18 protein-coding genes are annotated in these 16,283 nt (G+C 69.0%); 13 read left to right on the plus strand and 5 right to left on the minus strand.

Annotated features, from left to right (window positions below; genetic code table 11):
- Nucleotides 1-69: 69 nt before the first annotated feature.
- Nucleotides 70-552: a CarD family transcriptional regulator gene (locus AC3ETA_RS19580; RefSeq protein WP_003953493.1), complete on the minus strand. Its 483-nt coding sequence runs from the start codon at nucleotides 550-552 to the stop codon at nucleotides 70-72.
- A gap of 614 nt (nucleotides 553-1,166) precedes the next feature.
- Here AC3ETA_RS19580 and AC3ETA_RS19585 point away from each other — a divergent pair.
- Entirely contained in the window at nucleotides 1,167-1,862 is a 696-nt protein-coding gene (locus AC3ETA_RS19585) for a copper chaperone PCu(A)C domain-containing protein (protein ID WP_432194186.1), read from the plus strand.
- A gap of 216 nt (nucleotides 1,863-2,078) precedes the next feature.
- Here AC3ETA_RS19585 and phoP read toward each other — a convergent pair whose 3' ends face one another.
- Both phoP and phoR read right to left on the minus strand, forming a co-directional pair.
- Nucleotides 2,079-2,759, minus strand: a complete 681-nt coding sequence (gene phoP, locus AC3ETA_RS19590) for a two-component system response regulator PhoP (RefSeq protein ID WP_109496890.1) — start codon at nucleotides 2,757-2,759, stop codon at nucleotides 2,079-2,081.
- The gene (gene phoR / locus AC3ETA_RS19595) at nucleotides 2,756-4,033 is read right to left on the minus strand and encodes a two-component system sensor histidine kinase PhoR (protein WP_432194187.1); all 1,278 of its coding nucleotides are present in this window, start codon (nucleotides 4,031-4,033) and stop codon (nucleotides 2,756-2,758) included. Before phoR ends, phoP begins: the two co-directional genes overlap by 4 nt.
- Before the next feature lie 453 nt (nucleotides 4,034-4,486).
- On the opposite strand from phoR, the gene phoU reads away from it, so the two are divergent.
- From phoU to AC3ETA_RS19610, 3 genes are all read left to right on the plus strand, one after another.
- On the plus strand, nucleotides 4,487-5,188 hold the full coding sequence (gene phoU / locus AC3ETA_RS19600) for a phosphate signaling complex protein PhoU (RefSeq protein ID WP_150501549.1): 702 nt from the start codon (nucleotides 4,487-4,489) through the stop codon (nucleotides 5,186-5,188).
- Nucleotides 5,189-5,837: 649 nt separating this feature from the next.
- Nucleotides 5,838-6,197, plus strand: coding sequence for a hypothetical protein (locus AC3ETA_RS19605; protein WP_432194188.1), 360 nt, complete (start codon nucleotides 5,838-5,840; stop codon nucleotides 6,195-6,197).
- Between the two features lie 318 nt (nucleotides 6,198-6,515).
- A complete protein-coding gene (locus AC3ETA_RS19610; RefSeq protein ID WP_432194189.1) occupies nucleotides 6,516-7,040 on the plus strand; it encodes a lamin tail domain-containing protein in 525 nt (174 codons plus the stop codon).
- Between the two features lie 290 nt (nucleotides 7,041-7,330).
- Here AC3ETA_RS19610 and AC3ETA_RS19615 read toward each other — a convergent pair whose 3' ends face one another.
- Complete coding sequence (locus tag AC3ETA_RS19615) at nucleotides 7,331-7,900, minus strand: GNAT family N-acetyltransferase (protein WP_432194190.1); 570 nt, start codon at nucleotides 7,898-7,900, stop codon at nucleotides 7,331-7,333.
- Nucleotides 7,897-8,670: a GntR family transcriptional regulator gene (locus AC3ETA_RS19620; RefSeq protein WP_432194191.1), complete on the minus strand. Its 774-nt coding sequence runs from the start codon at nucleotides 8,668-8,670 to the stop codon at nucleotides 7,897-7,899. Before AC3ETA_RS19620 ends, AC3ETA_RS19615 begins: the two co-directional genes overlap by 4 nt.
- A gap of 459 nt (nucleotides 8,671-9,129) precedes the next feature.
- Here AC3ETA_RS19620 and AC3ETA_RS19625 point away from each other — a divergent pair, with 459 nt between their 5' ends.
- From AC3ETA_RS19625 to AC3ETA_RS19665, 9 genes are all read left to right on the plus strand, one after another.
- The gene (locus AC3ETA_RS19625; protein WP_432194192.1) at nucleotides 9,130-9,399 is read left to right on the plus strand and encodes a DUF6284 family protein; all 270 of its coding nucleotides are present in this window, start codon (nucleotides 9,130-9,132) and stop codon (nucleotides 9,397-9,399) included.
- Nucleotides 9,399-9,824 (plus strand): RlpA-like double-psi beta-barrel domain-containing protein, encoded by a 426-nt coding sequence (locus tag AC3ETA_RS19630; RefSeq protein WP_432194193.1) that lies wholly within the window; start codon nucleotides 9,399-9,401, stop codon nucleotides 9,822-9,824. Before AC3ETA_RS19625 ends, AC3ETA_RS19630 begins: the two co-directional genes overlap by 1 nt.
- Nucleotides 9,821-10,720 carry a DUF2637 domain-containing protein gene (locus AC3ETA_RS19635; protein ID WP_432194194.1) on the plus strand — a complete coding sequence of 300 codons (900 nt, stop codon included), beginning with the start codon at nucleotides 9,821-9,823 and terminating at the stop codon, nucleotides 10,718-10,720. Before AC3ETA_RS19630 ends, AC3ETA_RS19635 begins: the two co-directional genes overlap by 4 nt.
- Complete coding sequence (locus AC3ETA_RS19640) at nucleotides 10,717-11,541, plus strand: phosphoadenosine phosphosulfate reductase (protein ID WP_432194195.1); 825 nt, start codon at nucleotides 10,717-10,719, stop codon at nucleotides 11,539-11,541. The genes AC3ETA_RS19635 and AC3ETA_RS19640 overlap by 4 nt, the downstream gene beginning before the upstream one ends.
- Before the next feature lie 236 nt (nucleotides 11,542-11,777).
- A complete protein-coding gene (locus AC3ETA_RS19645; protein WP_432194196.1) occupies nucleotides 11,778-12,095 on the plus strand; it encodes a hypothetical protein in 318 nt (105 codons plus the stop codon).
- A gap of 103 nt (nucleotides 12,096-12,198) precedes the next feature.
- Complete coding sequence (locus tag AC3ETA_RS19650) at nucleotides 12,199-14,325, plus strand: FtsK/SpoIIIE domain-containing protein (protein ID WP_432194197.1); 2,127 nt, start codon at nucleotides 12,199-12,201, stop codon at nucleotides 14,323-14,325.
- Nucleotides 14,326-14,527: 202 nt separating this feature from the next.
- Nucleotides 14,528-14,992 carry a hypothetical protein gene (locus AC3ETA_RS19655; RefSeq protein WP_432194198.1) on the plus strand — a complete coding sequence of 155 codons (465 nt, stop codon included), beginning with the start codon at nucleotides 14,528-14,530 and terminating at the stop codon, nucleotides 14,990-14,992.
- An 18-nt stretch (nucleotides 14,993-15,010) separates the two neighbouring features.
- The gene (locus tag AC3ETA_RS19660; RefSeq protein ID WP_432194199.1) at nucleotides 15,011-15,301 is read left to right on the plus strand and encodes a hypothetical protein; all 291 of its coding nucleotides are present in this window, start codon (nucleotides 15,011-15,013) and stop codon (nucleotides 15,299-15,301) included.
- Between the two features lie 89 nt (nucleotides 15,302-15,390).
- Nucleotides 15,391-16,281: a bifunctional DNA primase/polymerase gene (locus tag AC3ETA_RS19665; protein ID WP_432194200.1), complete on the plus strand. Its 891-nt coding sequence runs from the start codon at nucleotides 15,391-15,393 to the stop codon at nucleotides 16,279-16,281.
- Nucleotides 16,282-16,283 lie beyond the last annotated feature (2 nt).

Genomic DNA, 16,283 nt, shown 5'->3' on the forward strand with positions numbered 1-16,283 from the left:
TCGGGCACCGCGGCACTTTTTAAAGCCATACAGCACTGTGCTGAATGAACTGAGGCGGATGAAACCGCGTCAGGACGCGAGAACCTCGTCGAGCAGGGCCTCGGCCTTGTCCTCGTTGGTGTTCTCCGCGAGGGCGAGCTCGCTCACCAGAATCTGGCGGGCCTTGGCGAGCATGCGCTTCTCACCGGCGGAGAGTCCACGCTCGCGCTCACGACGCCACAGGTCACGCACGACTTCCGCGACCTTGATGACATCGCCGGAGGCGAGCTTCTCCAGATTTGCCTTGTAACGACGCGACCAGTTCGTGGGCTCCTCGGCGTACGGCGCGCGCAGCACCTCGAAGACCCGGTCCAGCCCGTCCTGACCGACCACATCACGCACGCCGACGAACTCCGCATTGTCCGCTGGCACACGTACCGTCAGGTCACCCTGGGCGACCTTCAGCACCAAGTAGGTCTTGTCCACGCCTTTGATCTGGCGAGTTTCGATGGCCTCGATCAGCGCGGCCCCGTGATGGGGATAGACCACGGTGTCGCCAACCTTGAACGTCATGTGACAGGTACCCCTTCCGTGGCTATCCAGGGTAACACGGAAACGGCGGGTTCTGAATGACGTTTTCGCAGGTCAGGGCATATCTCGGGGCTTGACAACTCCAACAGGAACGTGCTTCGCGGGCCGACCGGAAGAAGGTATTCGCAGGTGGGAGCGGCTCTGCGGACACAGGGAAACGCGCACGTTACACACATCCGGCGGCGCCCCCGAGTGGCCGAACGTACACAAATGTCCGGTTCCAAGTGTGCGACTTCCGCTACTCCGTTCGGCGTCCCGAGTCGGGTCCCGGACGAATCCCGGAATTGATCACAGCCAGGCCGGACGGCATGGCCGGTGATCGATTTCCGGAGCGTCGCGCATTCCTTCACGGAAATTTCGCGCGGGTGCTTGCGAGGGGCTTATGTGAATGACGGACGAGCGACCGGGCAATGTGACTCCCGGGCCGCTTGTGGGTGAAGAGAGGGGGGTTGGAAGAGGGACTTCGACGGCTGTTCCCTCTCCGAGGGGAGGGTCGGGTGCGGTCGCACGGGAACGGCTCGGTAACCTAAGGCCGCTGACAGACACTTAGGGCGGCTTCAGGCGCCCCCCGTTCGAGTCAAGGAGTTGCCGCCGCCGTGAGCAGCAGCCTTCGACGCGGCGCACTCGCTGCCGCCGCCCTCGCGTTCTCGATCACCTCGCTCGCCGCGTGCGCCGCAGGCAACGACGCCCAGACGCTGCAGATCAAGCCGGACAACGCGGCCACCAGCGTCGGCGACATCAAGATCCAGAACGCTCTCGTCATCACCCAGCCCGACCTGGAGTCGACCGGACCGGCCGCGATCTCCGCGACCCTGTTCAACTCCGGCAGGACGGCCCAGACGCTCGACGCGATCAAGGTGGACGACACCGGCAAGACCGCCGAGCTCAAGGCCGCCAAGGGCGGCAGCCTGACCATCCCGGCCGGCGGCCGGCTGATCATCGGGGGCAAGGACAACGCCTCCGCGGTGCTGCCGAGCAGCCGTGAGGCCGTCCAGGACGGCAACGCGCAGAAGATCACCTTCACCTTCAGCAAGACCGGTGACGTGAGCCTGCGCGCCTTCGTCGTGCCGGCCGAGCACTACTTCGAGAGCTGGGGCCCGAGCGAGGTCCCGGCCGCGCCGGAGACGACGTCCACGCCGACGGGGACCGCGACCGGGACTCCGAACGCCGGTGCCGGGGCCACGCCTGGCGGTGGTGCCTCCGCGGGCGAGACGCCGGGGGCCGGCACCGGAGCGGGCGCCGGGGAGGCGACGGCGACCGACGCCGCCTCGCAGTCGGCCGCCGGCCACTGAGCAGCACTGCACACAGCTAGGGCGGGAACCTTGGTTATCGGTTCCCGCCCTTGGCGTTTCCGAGCTCTACGGCTCGAACTTTTGGCGCGCCCTCAAGGGGCTTCCTGCTTCACGGCACCGCGCCCGGATTCCTCCAGGTCCTACCGACGCTCCACAAGCGTTTAGCCTCTCCGCCCACCCGACGGCGAGGGTCACTTAATGTAGCAGGTCGGCGACTTAGGGCTCGAACTTATAGCCCAGCCCGCGGACCGTCACCAGATACCTGGGCGCGCCCGGGTCCGGCTCGATCTTGGCGCGCAGGCGCTTGACGTGGACGTCGAGGGTCTTGGTGTCACCGACGTAGTCGGCACCCCAGACCCGGTCGATGAGCTGCATACGGGTCAGGACGCGGCCCGCGTTGCGCAGCAGCATCTCCAGCAGGTCGAACTCCTTGAGGGGCAGGTCGACCTTGGAGCCGGCGACCGTGACCACATGGCGGTCCACGTCCATGCGGACCGGTCCCGCCTCCAGCGCGGCCGGGGTGACCTCCTCGGGCTCGCCGCGGCGGCGCAGGACGGCCCGGATACGGGCGACCAGCTCGCGCGAGGAGAACGGCTTGGTGACGTAGTCATCGGCTCCTATTTCCAGGCCGACAACCTTGTCGATCTCGCTGTCCTTGGCGGTGACCATGATCACCGGCACGTTGGAGCGGCCGCGCAGCTGACGGCAGACCTCCGTGCCCGGCAGGCCGGGCAGCATCAGGTCGAGGAGGACGAGGTCGGCGCCGTTGCGCTCGAACTCGTCGAGTCCGTCGGGCCCGGTGGTCGCGACGGCGACCTCGAAGCCCTCCTTGCGGAGCATGTACGACAGGGCGTCGGAGAAGGACTCCTCGTCCTCGACGACGAGCACACGGGTCACGGAAGGACCTCCGGGGCGGAAAGCGTTTCGTACGCGGGTGAGTCGGGGGAAGTGGGGGAATTCGATGGTGCGGGCTGCCCGGCCTCGTCGTCGAGATCGGGGTGCTGCTGAGCACGGTCACGGGCCGCACCCGCCTCGGGCAGCCGCAGGGTGAACGTGGAGCCCTGTCCCTCGGAGCTCCACACCGTGACCTCCCCGCCGTGCGAGGCGGCCACGTGCTTGACGATCGCGAGACCGAGGCCGGTGCCACCGGTGGCACGGGAACGGGCCGGGTCGACGCGGTAGAAGCGCTCGAAGATGCGCTCCTTGTCCTTGTCCGAGATGCCGATGCCCTGGTCGGTCACGGCGATCTCGATGTGGTCCCCGCCCGGTGCGGTGAGCCGGCGTGCGGCGATGCCGACGCGGGTGCGGGCGGGCGAGTAGTTGACGGCGTTCTCGACGAGGTTGCCGAGCGCCGCGGCCAGCTGGCCCCGGTTGCCCCAGATGCTGAGTTCGGCCGTGCCGCCGGAGGCCATGGTGATCTGCTTGGTCCCGGCGGCGTGCCGGCAGCGGTCGATCGCCTCGGCGACGAGTTCCTCCACGCGGACGGGCTCGGCGTCCTCCAGCGGGTCGTCGTTCTGCACCCGGGAGAGGTCGATGAGCTCCTGCACCAGGTTGGTGAGCCGGGTCGCCTCGATCTGCATGCGCCCGGCGAAGCGCTCCACGGCCTCCGGGTCGTCGGAGGCGTCCATGACCGCCTCGGACAGCAGGGAGAGCGCGCCGACCGGTGTCTTCAGCTCATGGCTCACGTTCGCGACGAAGTCGCGCCGTACCGCCTCTATGCGCCGGGCCTCGGTGAGGTCCTCGACGAGGAGCAGGACGAGCCGGGAGCCGAGGGGCGCGACCCGGGCGGAGACGGCGAGGGCCTCGCCGCGGCCGGTGCCGCGCCGGGGCAGGTCCAGCTCGACCTGCCGTATCTCGCCGTCGCGCCGGGTGTCCCGGGCCATCTGGAGCATGGGTTCGACGGAGAGCTTGCCGCCGCGCACCAGACCGAGGGCGTACGCCGCCGAGCTGGCCTTGACGACGGCGTCCCCTTCGTCGAGGACCACCGCCGAGGAGCGCAGCACCGACAGGACCGTGTCCACGCCGGGCGGCAGGACCGGGTCGGTGTGCAGGGAGGTTCGGGTGGGTCGTTTCAGGTCGCGTTCGCTCCAGCGGAACGCCAGCATGGCGATCACGCCGGTGAGAACCCCGGCGATCGCTGCCGCTGCGGCGACCGCCGCGTTCACGTCCATGCACCCAGGTTAGGCATGGCCAGGGCTGTGCCCACAGCCGTCGGAGTGCGAGCTCGAACACTCGTCGCCCAGAGTTCACCTTGGAGCCAGTATCGGTTCATTCGGGGTGGCGGAAACGGACGCGTAGAGACCCGATCGTGGGGGCGTGGGGTTCGCACGGCCAGTTCAGCGCGTAGATCACACAGTCGGTTTAGCGTAGAGGTCGCGAGATCGCACTGGCGGTTTAACGACAGTCGGACTGTCGTTTTCGCGACGGTCGTACTGTCGGAGGTCATGACGGTAGGACTTCCTGTCCGATGACGGGACCGGTGGCCGCACGACAGGACCGGTGGTCAGTGGTCGGAGAGGGCCGGTGGTCGGCACCTACGGCGGCCACGGCCACGGCACCGCCGGTCGGACGGCAGTCTCCTGGCGCCCGGAACCCCCCGAGGCATACGTAAGAGAGGGACCCTGATGCGGGACGCGTACCACGAGGAACTGGACTCGATCGGCGACAGTCTGGTCGAGATGGCCCGGCTGGTCGGGTCGGCGATCGGGCGCGCCACGGCGGCGATCCTCGACTCCGACCTGAAGCTGGCCGAGAGCGTGATCGAGGGTGACGAGAAGGTCGACGACCTTCAGCACGACCTGGAGGCCCGGGCCATAGCCCTGCTGGCGCGCCAGCAGCCGGTGGCGACGGACCTGCGGATAGTGGTCACCTCGCTGCGCATGTCGGCGGACCTGGAGCGCTCGGGCGACCTGGCCCAGCACGTGGCGAAGCTCACGCGGCTGCGCTACCCGGAGCGGGCGATTCCGCAGGACCTGCACGCCACCATCCTGGAGATGGGCCAGCTCGCGCAGCGCCTGATGGCGAAGGCGGCCGAGGTGATCATCACCAAGGACGTCGACCTCGCGATGCAGCTGGAGCAGGACGACGACGCGATGGACCTCCTCCACCGCACGCTCTTCCAGCACCTGATGGACGAGCGCTGGAAGCACGGCATCGAGACGGCCGTCGACGTGACGCTGCTCGGCCGCTACTACGAGCGGTACGCCGACCATGCGGTGGCGGTGGCGAAGCGGGTGGTCTACCTGGTGACGGGCGAGCACGCGGACGAGCTGCAGCAGGACATCCAGCCCGACATCCAGCCGGTTTCGGGGGTGGAGGGGGCGTAGGTCCGTCCCTTCTGTCTCTCCGGGTGCTTCGAGTCCTCTCGGTCCCCCAGGTCCTTCGGGTCCTGGGGGATCCTGGGTTCGGGCCATGGGCATCCGAGGGCGCGCGGGTGGGTGGGTGTCCGCTCGCCCCGAGCCCTCTGTGGGGTCCGTGAGCGGGCTCGCGGAGAGCCGTTCAGGGCGCGGGCAAGCCTCTGTGCGCCGTTGATGCGCCCAGCGGGGCGGGCATGGAATGGGCACAGGCACCAGCCTCGAGGAGGGACCATGGCCGAATCCCCCAGCACGCCCGGCACCACGCCCGACCCCACTCAGGAACTCCCGACCGAGCAGTCCGCCGACATCAGGAGCCTCCCGCTCTTCGGCGCGTGCGGCTGCGGCTCGGGCTGCGGGTGCGGGTGCCAGTCGGGGAACCCTTGCCAGTGCGGGTGAAGGTGAGGGTGTAGGACGCGGAGGTCCGTGGCGCACGGCGCGGCGGGTGTCGTCGGACGCCTCGGACGCGGTGGACGCCGTAGATCTCGTACGACGGTGAGGGCCTCGGGGCGGATGACGCGCCGGGCCCTTCGCTGTGCGCGGCGGCCGGCCTTGCCGGCGGGGTCTGGTCCGAGACGATGCAGGCGACGGCCGTGGCGGTGACGTCGGGTTCCGATGCGACGTGGAAGTCGGAGACGTCGTGGTCCGGGCCGACGGTGAAGACGGACACGTCGTGATCCGGGCCGACAGTGAAGACGGACACCTCGTGATCCGGGCCGACAGTGAAGACGGACACCTCGTGATCCGGGCCGACAGTGAAGACAGACACCTCGTGATCCGGGCCGACAGTGAAGACAGACACCTCGTGATCCGGGCCGACAGTGAAGACAGACACCTCGTGATCCGGGCCGACAGTGAAGACAGACACCTCGTGATCCGGGCCGACGTGGAAGTCGGACACGTCCAGCCGGCAACAACCAGCACGAGCCAGCCCCCGGCCGGCCACGCCTCGACGACAGCCACCATGCCAGGGGCCGAGTGATCGGCGATCCGCTGTTACTCACTTTCGGGTGATGGCCCGATTCCTCGCGGGGTGGCGCGCCCTGGCGGGGAGGCCTCACATCCCAAAGCCCGCAGGGCCTCCCGGCCTGCCGGCATGTCAGCACAAGGCGATAGACGGCATAAGTGGATGTTGCAGCCGAGAGTCATAGAAATATGGGCAACAGGTAACAGGGGTGACGTCTTCTCCTGAATTCCTCCACGACGTGGACAAGGTGTGCGTGCGGCCGGCCGGCCGCCACCTCACACCGCACCGACTCCCCGGCAGCCCGAGCTGCCGCTCGGGGAAGGTGTCCGCACCATGGGAGACCCCTTGTCCGCTTCCGCTTCTGTCAGCGCCCGCCGTCTCGCCGCCGCCGCGCTCGCCGCCGGGGCTCTGGTCTCGGTCGTCACGCTGCCGGCGTCCGCCGCCGACCACCCCCGCCACGAGCGGCCGAAGGTGAAGATCTCGGACGTCCAGTACGACTCCCCGGGCCGTGACGACCGCTCCAACCGCTCCCTGAACCGCGAGTGGGTGGAAATCACCAACACCACCCGCCACACCGTCAACCTCGACGGCTGGACCCTCGAGGACGAGGACGGTCACACGTACACCTTCGACCGCTACCGCCTGGAAGGCCGCGCCACGGTACGCATCCACACCGGCTACGGCCGCGACACCGACAGCGACCTGTACCAGGACAGCCGCCACTACATCTGGGACAACCGCTCCGACACCGCCACCCTGCGCAACGACCGCGGACGCTTCATCGACAACAAGTCCTGGGGCTACGACCGCCACCACGACGGGTTCCACGGCGGCTCCCACGGCGGCTACCGCCGCTGACCCCGGCACCACACACGTGAACTGAACGCACGCGTCCCCGCTCACCGCCAAGCCACGAAGCGCGCCCGGCCTCCCCGGCCGGGCGCGCTTCGTACATCTGATGGTGTCGGGCTACTTCTTCTTGCCCTGGGTTTCGACCGCCCGGTTTTTGAGGCTGGTCAGCGAGGGGCACACCTCAACTGACCTGCGGTCGGGCGGTCGTTGTTCGTCGTTGTCGGTCGTTGGTGGTTGACCTCGGAGGTTCCACAGAGGTTCCGGAGAAGGCCCGGCAGTGTCGCCCTGGCCCTCACTCACGAAGAGGAGCAGTCTCGCCCGGGCATGCGAGTTTCGTCCGCGAAACCGTGTTCGGCGGGATGTGTTGGACGCTGAGCAAGCCAGCCAGACACCCGAGGTCCGCCGTTCACGGCCACTCCCTCAAGAACTGTCCGAACGTGCTGAAAGCCCTGCCGAAGGTAGTACGCCTGAAGCCCCTCGTTTGTCGTCCACGCGTCCAGACGAAGCCACTTGGCTCCGGCCCGGTAAGCCCGATCCCCCGCCCAGTCGAGCAGGCGCCCCCCGACGTTCGCCCCGGCATGCGTGCGCGCCACAGTCAGCTTGTTGATGAACAGAGAGGGCTCCGAGAGCTCCTGCTCTGTCCAGAGCCCTGCCTCTGCATCAAGAGTCAGAGTGATGGTCGCGACCGTCGCATCACCGTCCACAACCATGAAGACAGTCCCTGCCTCGATGGTCTCCAGCAGCTTGTCAGCGGGATAGGGGCGTTGCCACTGGTCGGTGCCGAGACGGGAAAGCCAAGCTGCGGCCTCCTCACGGAAGGCCAGCAGCCTGGAAACGTCGTCTGGGCGGGCGGGGATGATTCTCACTGAGGCTCGTTCTCGCTTCGGGCGGTCAGATCGCCGATCTCGTAGTTCATCCGGTTGAGGTCGCCCCGGAACGTGGTGATGGTGCACCGGATGGGTCGGTCCTCGGAGTAGCCGGTACGGGTCCAAAGCAGCACCGGAACTCCAGCGCCGATCTCCAACAGTCGCGCCTCATCCGGCGTCGGCATACGCGCGGCAATCTCGTCGAAGTACCCGATCTGCTCAATGCCCTGAGCCGCTAGGTACCGTGTGGTTCCCTCTTCGATGTCTCCTGGCTCGGCGAGTCGCGGCGACGCGTCGACCAGCCACGATGGGTAGTAGGTCGCCTGCGTCGACCAAGGGACGTCGTCCACATAGCGATGGCAAAACCGCAATACCGCCTTCGTGCCTGTCGTGATGTTCAGACGCTGGGCGATCTCCTCCGGCGCCGGCAGCATCTCGACCCGGAACGTCTGGTGCGGCCGTCGACCCGCGTTGGTGACGTCGGTGTTGTACGAGTCCCCGTTCTGCGGGAAGTTCAGATTCTCGAACCGGGACGCGTTGAGTTCGAACACCTCGTGAGACTTGACCTCGTAGCCGAGTCCCTGGCTGGACGTCAGCAGTCCCTCGCTGACCAGCAGGCTCAGCCCGTTGCGGACGGTGTTCCGGGACGCGTCGAACCGCTGCTGTAGGTCGTTCTCCGAGGGCAGCCGCGACCCCGGCGGAAACGTGCCGTTGTCGATCTCGCGGCGTAGGGCATCGGCGACTTGCCGGTACTTCGGCTGCTTGTTCATGCCCTCATCATGACGCACTCGCGCAACTTGTTGGTACATGTGGGCCAACCCCCTTGACGACTCACTGTCCGTGGGTGCAGCATCACTGCATCAGCTTGTACCAACAAGCTGAACAGGTGGTGCAACACCTTCAAGTATGCCCGCCTGCACTGACAGCGTCCGGAGGAAAGCCCGCGGGGGTGAGTACGAAGGAAGCGCAAGCGCCTTGAGAACTTCACACAGGGAACTGCCGGTAACCCGTGGTCCGCCTGCCCGAAGGGGTCGGAAACAAGGCGGAGAAGACCGGCGTGCCTCGTACGGCAACCCGATCGGTTCGAGTCCGGTCCGGGGCACTTCGGCCGCTGCTCAGTGGCCGCACCGCGCGTGATGCGCGGCTTTCCCCATCAACGGCGCGCACCCCCGGAGTAGCCGCTCCGGGGGTGCTGTCGGGCCGTTCCACGCTGAGAGGAACACGACCCAATGAGCCACATCGTGACTGTTCAGGACGCTGTTACCGCGTTCGCCGACTTCATGGAGCCGACGGACGCGGAGCTGGACGCGATCGAGCAGGAGATGCCCGTCATCCTGGCGGACGTCGACCTGCTGGACGCGTACGTCGTCACCCTGGACCGCACGCCGACCGAGGTGGACGAGCGTCGCATCCGCCGGGCCCGCCGCCGTGCGCTGGCCGCCCGGGTCGCGCTGGTCAACCGCGCGGCCGGCGCGACCGTGCCGGGGGGTGCTGCCTGATGGCTCGCTTCGACCTCACCGAGTACGACCGCTGCACCATCAAGGCCGCCCGGATGACGTTGGCGGCTGCGCAGAGTGTGAACCTCCTGGATGGCAGTGCCATGGCTCGCATGATCGGCCGTCTTGAGGTGGCGGTGGAGCGGCTGATCGAGATGGTTGACGAGACGGCCGGCGGGAACGTCGTCCGGTGCCCGGCCGCGCACCCGGAGGACCCGACGCCCTGCGGTGGCCCGGTCGTCGTGACCATCATCGACACGCAGAATGCGGGCGCCGACGGATGCGAGCACCACGCCGCCCGCATGCTCGCCTCGATCACCGGCGCTCGCCCGGTCGCCAAGCCCGACGCCCCCGCCGGGGTGGCCCTGCGCATCTTCCGCGCCGCGCACCACACCCGTCCCTTCCCGTGGCTGGAGGGCCGGTCATGAGTCTTCACCGCAAGGGACGTGCCGCCCTGGTGCTCGCCCTGGTCGCCGTGGTCGCCATGGCGTTTCGGGTGTCGTGGAACGCGCTGCGGGACATCGCCGGCGCCGTGGGCGCGGACGACACGGCCGCGATGCTGTACCCGTTCGTGGTCGACGGCCTGATGGCGCTCGCTCTGATCGCCACCCTCGTACTCACCGGCGACGCCCGACGCTTCGCGCTGCGGGTGCTCGGTGCGTACACGATTGCCTCGCTGGTTCTGAACTACGTGCACGGTCTGGTTCCGGAGCTGCACGGCCGCACGGTCGACTGGGGTCGACTGGCCGACTGGGACCCGGCGAATTGGGCACTGGTCCTGCTCGCCACGTCGCTGCCGGTCGGGTCGATCTACTTCGGTTCCGACCTTGTGGCAAAGGTGCTGCACCACCGCCCCGACCCGATCCCGACCGTGAGCACGAATGCGGAGGAATCGACCGAGACCGAGATGAAACGGTCTATGGCTGACCTGCCGGTATCAACTCCGGCGCCGATCACGCCGAATGTGACCGTGCTGCCCCGGCCGATGGCCGTCGGCTTCCTGAAGTCGACGCTCCCGGCCAAACCGCTCCCCTCGATCGCACCGGCCCCCGCCGCGCCGATCGAGCGGCGCGCGGTGGCCGCGGAATCGACCCGACCGCGCCGCGCCACCGGTCGTGTCCCGGCGGTGGCGAAGTCGACCCGACCGAAGCGCACGCCGGAACAGCTGCTCGCCGAAGCACGTAAGGCGACGGCTGATTGGCCGGACGCGAAGGTGACCGGCGAGGGCATCCGCCGCGCCCTCCACACCTCACCCGCGAACGCCCGGGCGCTGCGGGACACGCTCCTTGCTGAGCGGGCCCGCACGGTGGAGGTGGGGGGATGACCACGCCCACGATGGGCACGGTGAAGTCGTTCAGCTTCGGCGGCGGTGTCCAGTCCACGGCCGCGCTGGTCCTCGCGGCACAGGGTGAGCTGGACTACCGCACCTTCCTGATGGCCAACGTCGGGGACGACTCCGAGCACCCCGGCACCCTTGCCTACCTGCGTCAGTACGCCATCCCGTACGCCCAAGAGCACGGCCTTGATCTGGTCGTGTTGGACCGGGTGATGAAGCGCTCGGGTGAGGTCCGCACTCTCTTGCAGGACCTGACCCGGGAGGGGTCGCGGTCGCTGAAGATCCCGGTGCGGATGTCGAACGGGGCCCCCGGCACTCGCTCCTGCACGGCCCAGTTCAAAATCAAGGTCATCGCCGACGAACTCAAACGGCGCGGGGCGACGAAGGACGCGCCCGCCACGGTCGGTATCGGGATCAGCCTGGACGAAATCCAGCGGGCGAACAACCGGCGCTGCGAGCCGCACGAGCGCATCGAGTATCCGTTGTTGGAGCGCGGTATCCGGCGCATCGACTGCGCCCGCATCATCCGCGCCGCGGGTCTGCCGGTGCCACCGAAGTCGTCGTGCTGGTTCTGCCCGTTCCACCGGCCGGAGACGTGGCACGACATGCGCCGCACCGAGCCGGAACTGTTCGAGAAGGCGTGCCAGCTCGAAGAACTCCTCAACCGGCGCCGTGACGAACTCGGCAAAGACCACGTCTGGCTGACCCGGTTCAACCGGCCGCTGCGCGCCGCGATCCCGGACGGTGTCGACACCCTGCCGTTCGACGAGTGGGACTCCGGCTGTGACTCCGGCTGGTGCATGACCTGACCGGCTAGAGGTTGTCGAGAAACCTCACGACCGCCGACACAACCCCGTAGCGCCGACGATGTGCCCGGCTACAGAACCGGCGTCGGCGCCAACGGCTCCGCGGCTGCCGGACCGGTGCATCGCACCACTTGCACGGCCGCGTCTCGCGCTCTGGTCCCCGGCCCACATCCCCACCGTAGCGGGCCGTCCCCCGCGTGCCTCACCCACCGATCACTCACCTCCCGAAGGAGCACCTGATGGGCAACTCCGACATTCGCCGCCTGGACCGCGAGATCCGGGCAACCACGAAGAAGCTTGAAGCCGTACGCCGGGGTGAGTGGTGGCCCCTGACCGCCCGCGAACGACTCGCCATGTCCCGTGCCCTGGCCGGAGGCGCTCGCAACGTCTACCGCGACCGCGGCACGGCCGGTGCGGAGGACCGGATGGACTCCATCGGCACGGCTGCCGAGACACGGCTGAACGCGGAGCTGACCGCCCTGCACGGCGAGCGTCAGCGGCTGATCACCGAGGCCGCCCGCGTCAAGGCCAAAAGGAAGTCGTCCGGCTGGTTCTGACCAGCCATCACACCGGGGTGGCCGCTCTTTCCACGGACCCGGCCACCCCGGCTCTCTCCCTTTACTCCCGCCCCCGCTGGGGGCAGTCAGGAGCAGTCCCAGCATGTCTGAGAACGTCGTTCACCTCCACAAGCCCACCGACCCCCCGGCCTCCGACACGGCCCCCACCGTGCTCACGGTCGTACCGGACGCGCCGCCCGCGCGGCCCGTGCCGCTGTGGGTCCGCTCCGGCCGCGCCATCAAGACCGGCGTCACCCACGAGAAGACCCGGGCGACGGTCCGGGCGGCGGCCCGGCACAGCCTCTACACCTTCAACGGCGGGCGGATCGTGGCCCGTCGCGCGTGGGACGGCCGTACCGGGGCCCGGTACGAGCGGATGATCCGGGCGGCGGAAGCCGCGGGAAACCTGGAAGCGGCCGAGGAGTGGGAGGAGCGGTTGCAGCGGTTCCGCGCCGCCCGCCACCACCGCCGCATGGACCTGCTCCACTCCCCGGTGGAGGCCGCCAAGGGCGTGGCCGTCGGCGCCGGCATGAGCATCAGTGTCCTGGTCGCCCTTGGAGTCGTCATGGCCCTCAACACCGGCCACGTCGGCGACGTCATCACCCCCCTGTCGGCCACCATCGACTTCATCGCCCTGCTCATCCGCATCGTGCAAATCGTGTGGGGCCCGGCCCTCACGATCGGCCCGTTCCTCGCCCTGCTCGCGCTGTGGTCGGTGGGCCGCAAGCAGCAGGCGGCACCCGCCTGGGCACTCCCGGCGAACGTCCGCAGCAGCGAGGGGGAGCCGATCACCCCGTCCATCGTGGTCAAGGCCCTGCGCGACCTCGGAGTCCCTGCGCTGCGCAACGCCATCAAGGAGATGGGCGACGCCGGCGCCTCCATGCTCGGACCGATCCGGATCGCCGGATGCGGCGTGGAAGTCGACGTGACCCTTCCCTCCGGGGTGGCCACCAACGAGGTGCAGAACAAGCGGCGCAAGCTCGCCGAGAACCTCACCCGGCACGAGCACGAGGTGTTCATCACCATCCCCGAGGCGGCACGGACGGTGCGGCTGTGGATCGCCGACTCCGGGGCGCTGGATGAGCCGATCGGCCCGTCTCCGCTGGTCACGGACGAGACGATCACCGCCGACTACAGGAAGGGGAAGGCCCCGTGGGGTCGGAACCTGCGCGGGGACGCAGCGGAGCTGAGCGTGTATCAGCGGCACCTGCTCATCACCGGCCGCTCCAACCAGGGCAAGACCGCTGCCCTGCGCTCCCTGGCCCTGTGGCTGTCGCTGGACCGCTCCGTGCAGTTCTGGATCGCCGACCTCAAGGGCGTGGGCGACTGGTCCATGTACGACGGCATCGCAGAGGTGCTGATCGAGGGTCCGTCCGACGACCACGTCGTCCAGGCCACCGAGATGGTTGAGGATGCGGTCGAGGAGATGAACCGGCGGATCGAGGTGCGCCGCACCGACCCCAGTGCGACGTTCCCGCCACTCATCGTCCTGGTGGACGAAGCGCAGGTGGCGTTCATGTGCCCCGTCAAGGGCGAGGACGGACGCCCCTACGGCGGCGCCAAGGCCACCTCTCGGTACTTCATGGCCGTCCGCAAGATTCACAACCAGGGGCGTGCGGTCGACGTGCTGATGTGGCAGGGCACGCAGGACCCCACCGACCAGAACCTTCCCAAGCTGGTCCGCGAGGGCGCCCACACCCGGGCCTCCCTCGTCTTGGGCACCGAGGCTCAGTCCCGGATGGCGCTGGGTGACAAAGCCGTGGACGACGGCGCCGCCCCGCACCTGCTGCGCCAGGGCTTGGACAAGGGAACCCTGGTGGTCGCTTCCGACGGCATCGAGATGCCGGCAGGCCAGTCCTCCATCACGGTCCGCACCCACTTCATCGACGACGACCCGGCCAAGGAGATCGCCGCCCGGGCCAAGGCCCTGCGCGACGGAGTGGCCACCCTGCACGCCATCGACCGCACCGAGGAGCGCGATGCGCTCGCCGACGTGGCGGCCGTCATCGGCGACGCGGCCCGGCTGCGTACGGATGAGGTGCTGAAGCGGCTGCACGCGCTGGACACGGCCGTCTACCGCGAGTGGAACAACGGACGGCTCAAGCGGCTGCTGGAGGAGCACGGCGAGGAGCCGAAGAAGTCCCACGGGGTCATGGTCGTGCGCCGCGACGACGTGGCCCGCGCCCTCGCCAACCGCGACAGCGAAGGTTCCGCTTCCGCTGCCGAGTAGCGGGGAGGCGCGGCCGTCCGGCCCGGGGAGGCGGGGAGAACTCCCCAATCCCCTCCCCGGGCCCGCCTCCCCGCGCTGATCAGCACAAACATCGTTTCAGGGAGGCGGGGAGGCGCCCTGCTCAGACCTGAAACACCCCTCCACACCGCACCCCGAAGGGGGTGCCCCTGCCTCCCCGGCCGAGCACCGGAAGGGATTCCGCATGTACCCCGACCACACCCCGCACGCGCCCACACGCCGGGCCGTGGAAGTCCACCAGCCCACCCCGCTCCCGCCCGCCGTAGCCGTGTCCGCACCGGTCGTGCCGGTGCAGCCCGGCAGCGTCCCGGCGGTGGCGAGCATCATCCTGCCGGACGGCCGCGTCGTCACCGGCTACGCCATCAACCCCGCCCAGCCCGAACCGGTCGCGGCCAAGCCGGCCGTCTCGCGGACGGCCGTGAACGTCGCCCTCGGAGGCGTCGGATTCCTCGCAGTGTGCGGCGGGCTCATCCTGCTCACCTCATTCATCGCCGCGCTCACCGCGTTCATCACCCAACTCATCACCCTTGCCGCCGTGATCTTCGGCGGATGGATCGCCGTGCAGGTGCTCAGCACGAGCGGCCACCAGAGCGGCACGACCGTGAACATCCGCAAGGCCACGTTCAAGCGCAACCACTTCCACGGCTGAGACAAGGAGACCCAACCCGTGCGACTGCGTATCCAGCGCACCGCGTTGCCCCACAACGCGGTGATCCTGACCGACACGCCCCGCCCTGACTGCCCTGACTGCGACGGATGGGGCGGCATCGAGCACGACTACGGCGACTACGACACCGGCGAGTACGCGGGCACCGACTGGGAGCCCTGCACCTGCTGGCACGAGTCCCGCCGCTGGCTGCTCTTGCCCCTCCCCGGCCTGCCCCGCTGGCTGCGCCGGCGCGGCCGTGACGCCGACCCGTGGGGCCCGGACGGCTACAGCAACGAACCGCCCTTCTAGCTACGCCAAGGGCGGCCCCCCGATTCCGCCAAGAACACGGGGCCGCCCTTGCCAACCAGAACCCATCAAGGAACTGGAGATACCCCAGCATGACGCAACCCACTGCCTACCGGCGAGTGTCCGCCGGGGGCGGCATGAGCCAGACGCCCTACCCCCGGCCCACCGCGCTGAGCCTCGCCGCATCCGGCGTGCCCGCGCTGCCCCTGCGCCGGGGCAAGGTCCCGTTCGGCAACTGCCCCACCTGCGCGGACAACGCGTGCGGCGGCCGGCCGAACATGAAAACCCCGGGCCCCTGCCGCTGTCCCGGCGTCTGCCACGCGTGGGCCGCCGCGACCACCGACCCGGCCGTCATCGTCTCGCCCGCATGGGCGGCGGCATGGCGCCGCGCGGTATGCGTCGGCTACCACCCCGGCGGCGCCGGACTGACCGTGGTCGACCTGGACAACGCGGACGCCATCGCATGGGCCCGCACCGCCCTGCCCGCCACACGGACCGTACCGACCACACGCGGTGAGCACTGGATCTACCGGGGCGCCATGACCTCCCGCAACAAGGTGCGTCCCGGTGTCGACATCAAGTCGTCCATGTCCTACGCCCGCTACCTCGGTCCCGGCACCGGAGTTATGGCCGACCTGCCGGACACCGTGCGCGCCCTGGCCACCAAGACGCGCTCCCCGGCCCGGCCGCTACCGCACGCCGGCGTGCCCGCCGGATCCGGCGGCGGCAAGTGCCCGCACCGCACGCCCGTCTTCCTGGAACGCGGCATCTCCATGGCCGAGCAGCGCATCACCGCCGCCCGCAGCGCGATCCACTCCACCGTCTACGGGACGTTCCTCGCCGTGCTGTCCACGCACGGCCGGTGCGGCTGCCTCACCGACACCCACGTCGCCCGACTGTTCACCGCCGCGCAAACCAAGGGCGAGACGGCCCGGCACTGCACGGACGCGTGGACCAACGCCCGTACCACGTTGGGACTGTGACG

The organism is Streptomyces sp. bgisy027, assembly GCF_057710365.1.

Coding starts and splice junctions, on each gene's coding strand:
- AC3ETA_RS19580 (WP_003953493.1), bottom strand. CDS start 552: ATGACGTTCAAGGTTGGCGACACCGTGGTCTATCCCCATCACGGGGCC.
- phoR (WP_432194187.1), bottom strand. CDS start 4,033: ATGGACGTGAACGCGGCGGTCGCCGCAGCGGCAGCGATCGCCGGGGTT.
- phoU (WP_150501549.1), top strand. CDS start 4,487: ATGCGGGACGCGTACCACGAGGAACTGGACTCGATCGGCGACAGTCTG.
- AC3ETA_RS19610 (WP_432194189.1), top strand. CDS start 6,516: ATGGGAGACCCCTTGTCCGCTTCCGCTTCTGTCAGCGCCCGCCGTCTC.
- AC3ETA_RS19620 (WP_432194191.1), bottom strand. CDS start 8,670: ATGAACAAGCAGCCGAAGTACCGGCAAGTCGCCGATGCCCTACGCCGC.
- AC3ETA_RS19625 (WP_432194192.1), top strand. CDS start 9,130: ATGAGCCACATCGTGACTGTTCAGGACGCTGTTACCGCGTTCGCCGAC.
- AC3ETA_RS19630 (WP_432194193.1), top strand. CDS start 9,399: ATGGCTCGCTTCGACCTCACCGAGTACGACCGCTGCACCATCAAGGCC.
- AC3ETA_RS19635 (WP_432194194.1), top strand. CDS start 9,821: ATGAGTCTTCACCGCAAGGGACGTGCCGCCCTGGTGCTCGCCCTGGTC.
- AC3ETA_RS19640 (WP_432194195.1), top strand. CDS start 10,717: ATGACCACGCCCACGATGGGCACGGTGAAGTCGTTCAGCTTCGGCGGC.
- AC3ETA_RS19645 (WP_432194196.1), top strand. CDS start 11,778: ATGGGCAACTCCGACATTCGCCGCCTGGACCGCGAGATCCGGGCAACC.
- AC3ETA_RS19650 (WP_432194197.1), top strand. CDS start 12,199: ATGTCTGAGAACGTCGTTCACCTCCACAAGCCCACCGACCCCCCGGCC.
- AC3ETA_RS19655 (WP_432194198.1), top strand. CDS start 14,528: ATGTACCCCGACCACACCCCGCACGCGCCCACACGCCGGGCCGTGGAA.
- AC3ETA_RS19665 (WP_432194200.1), top strand. CDS start 15,391: ATGACGCAACCCACTGCCTACCGGCGAGTGTCCGCCGGGGGCGGCATG.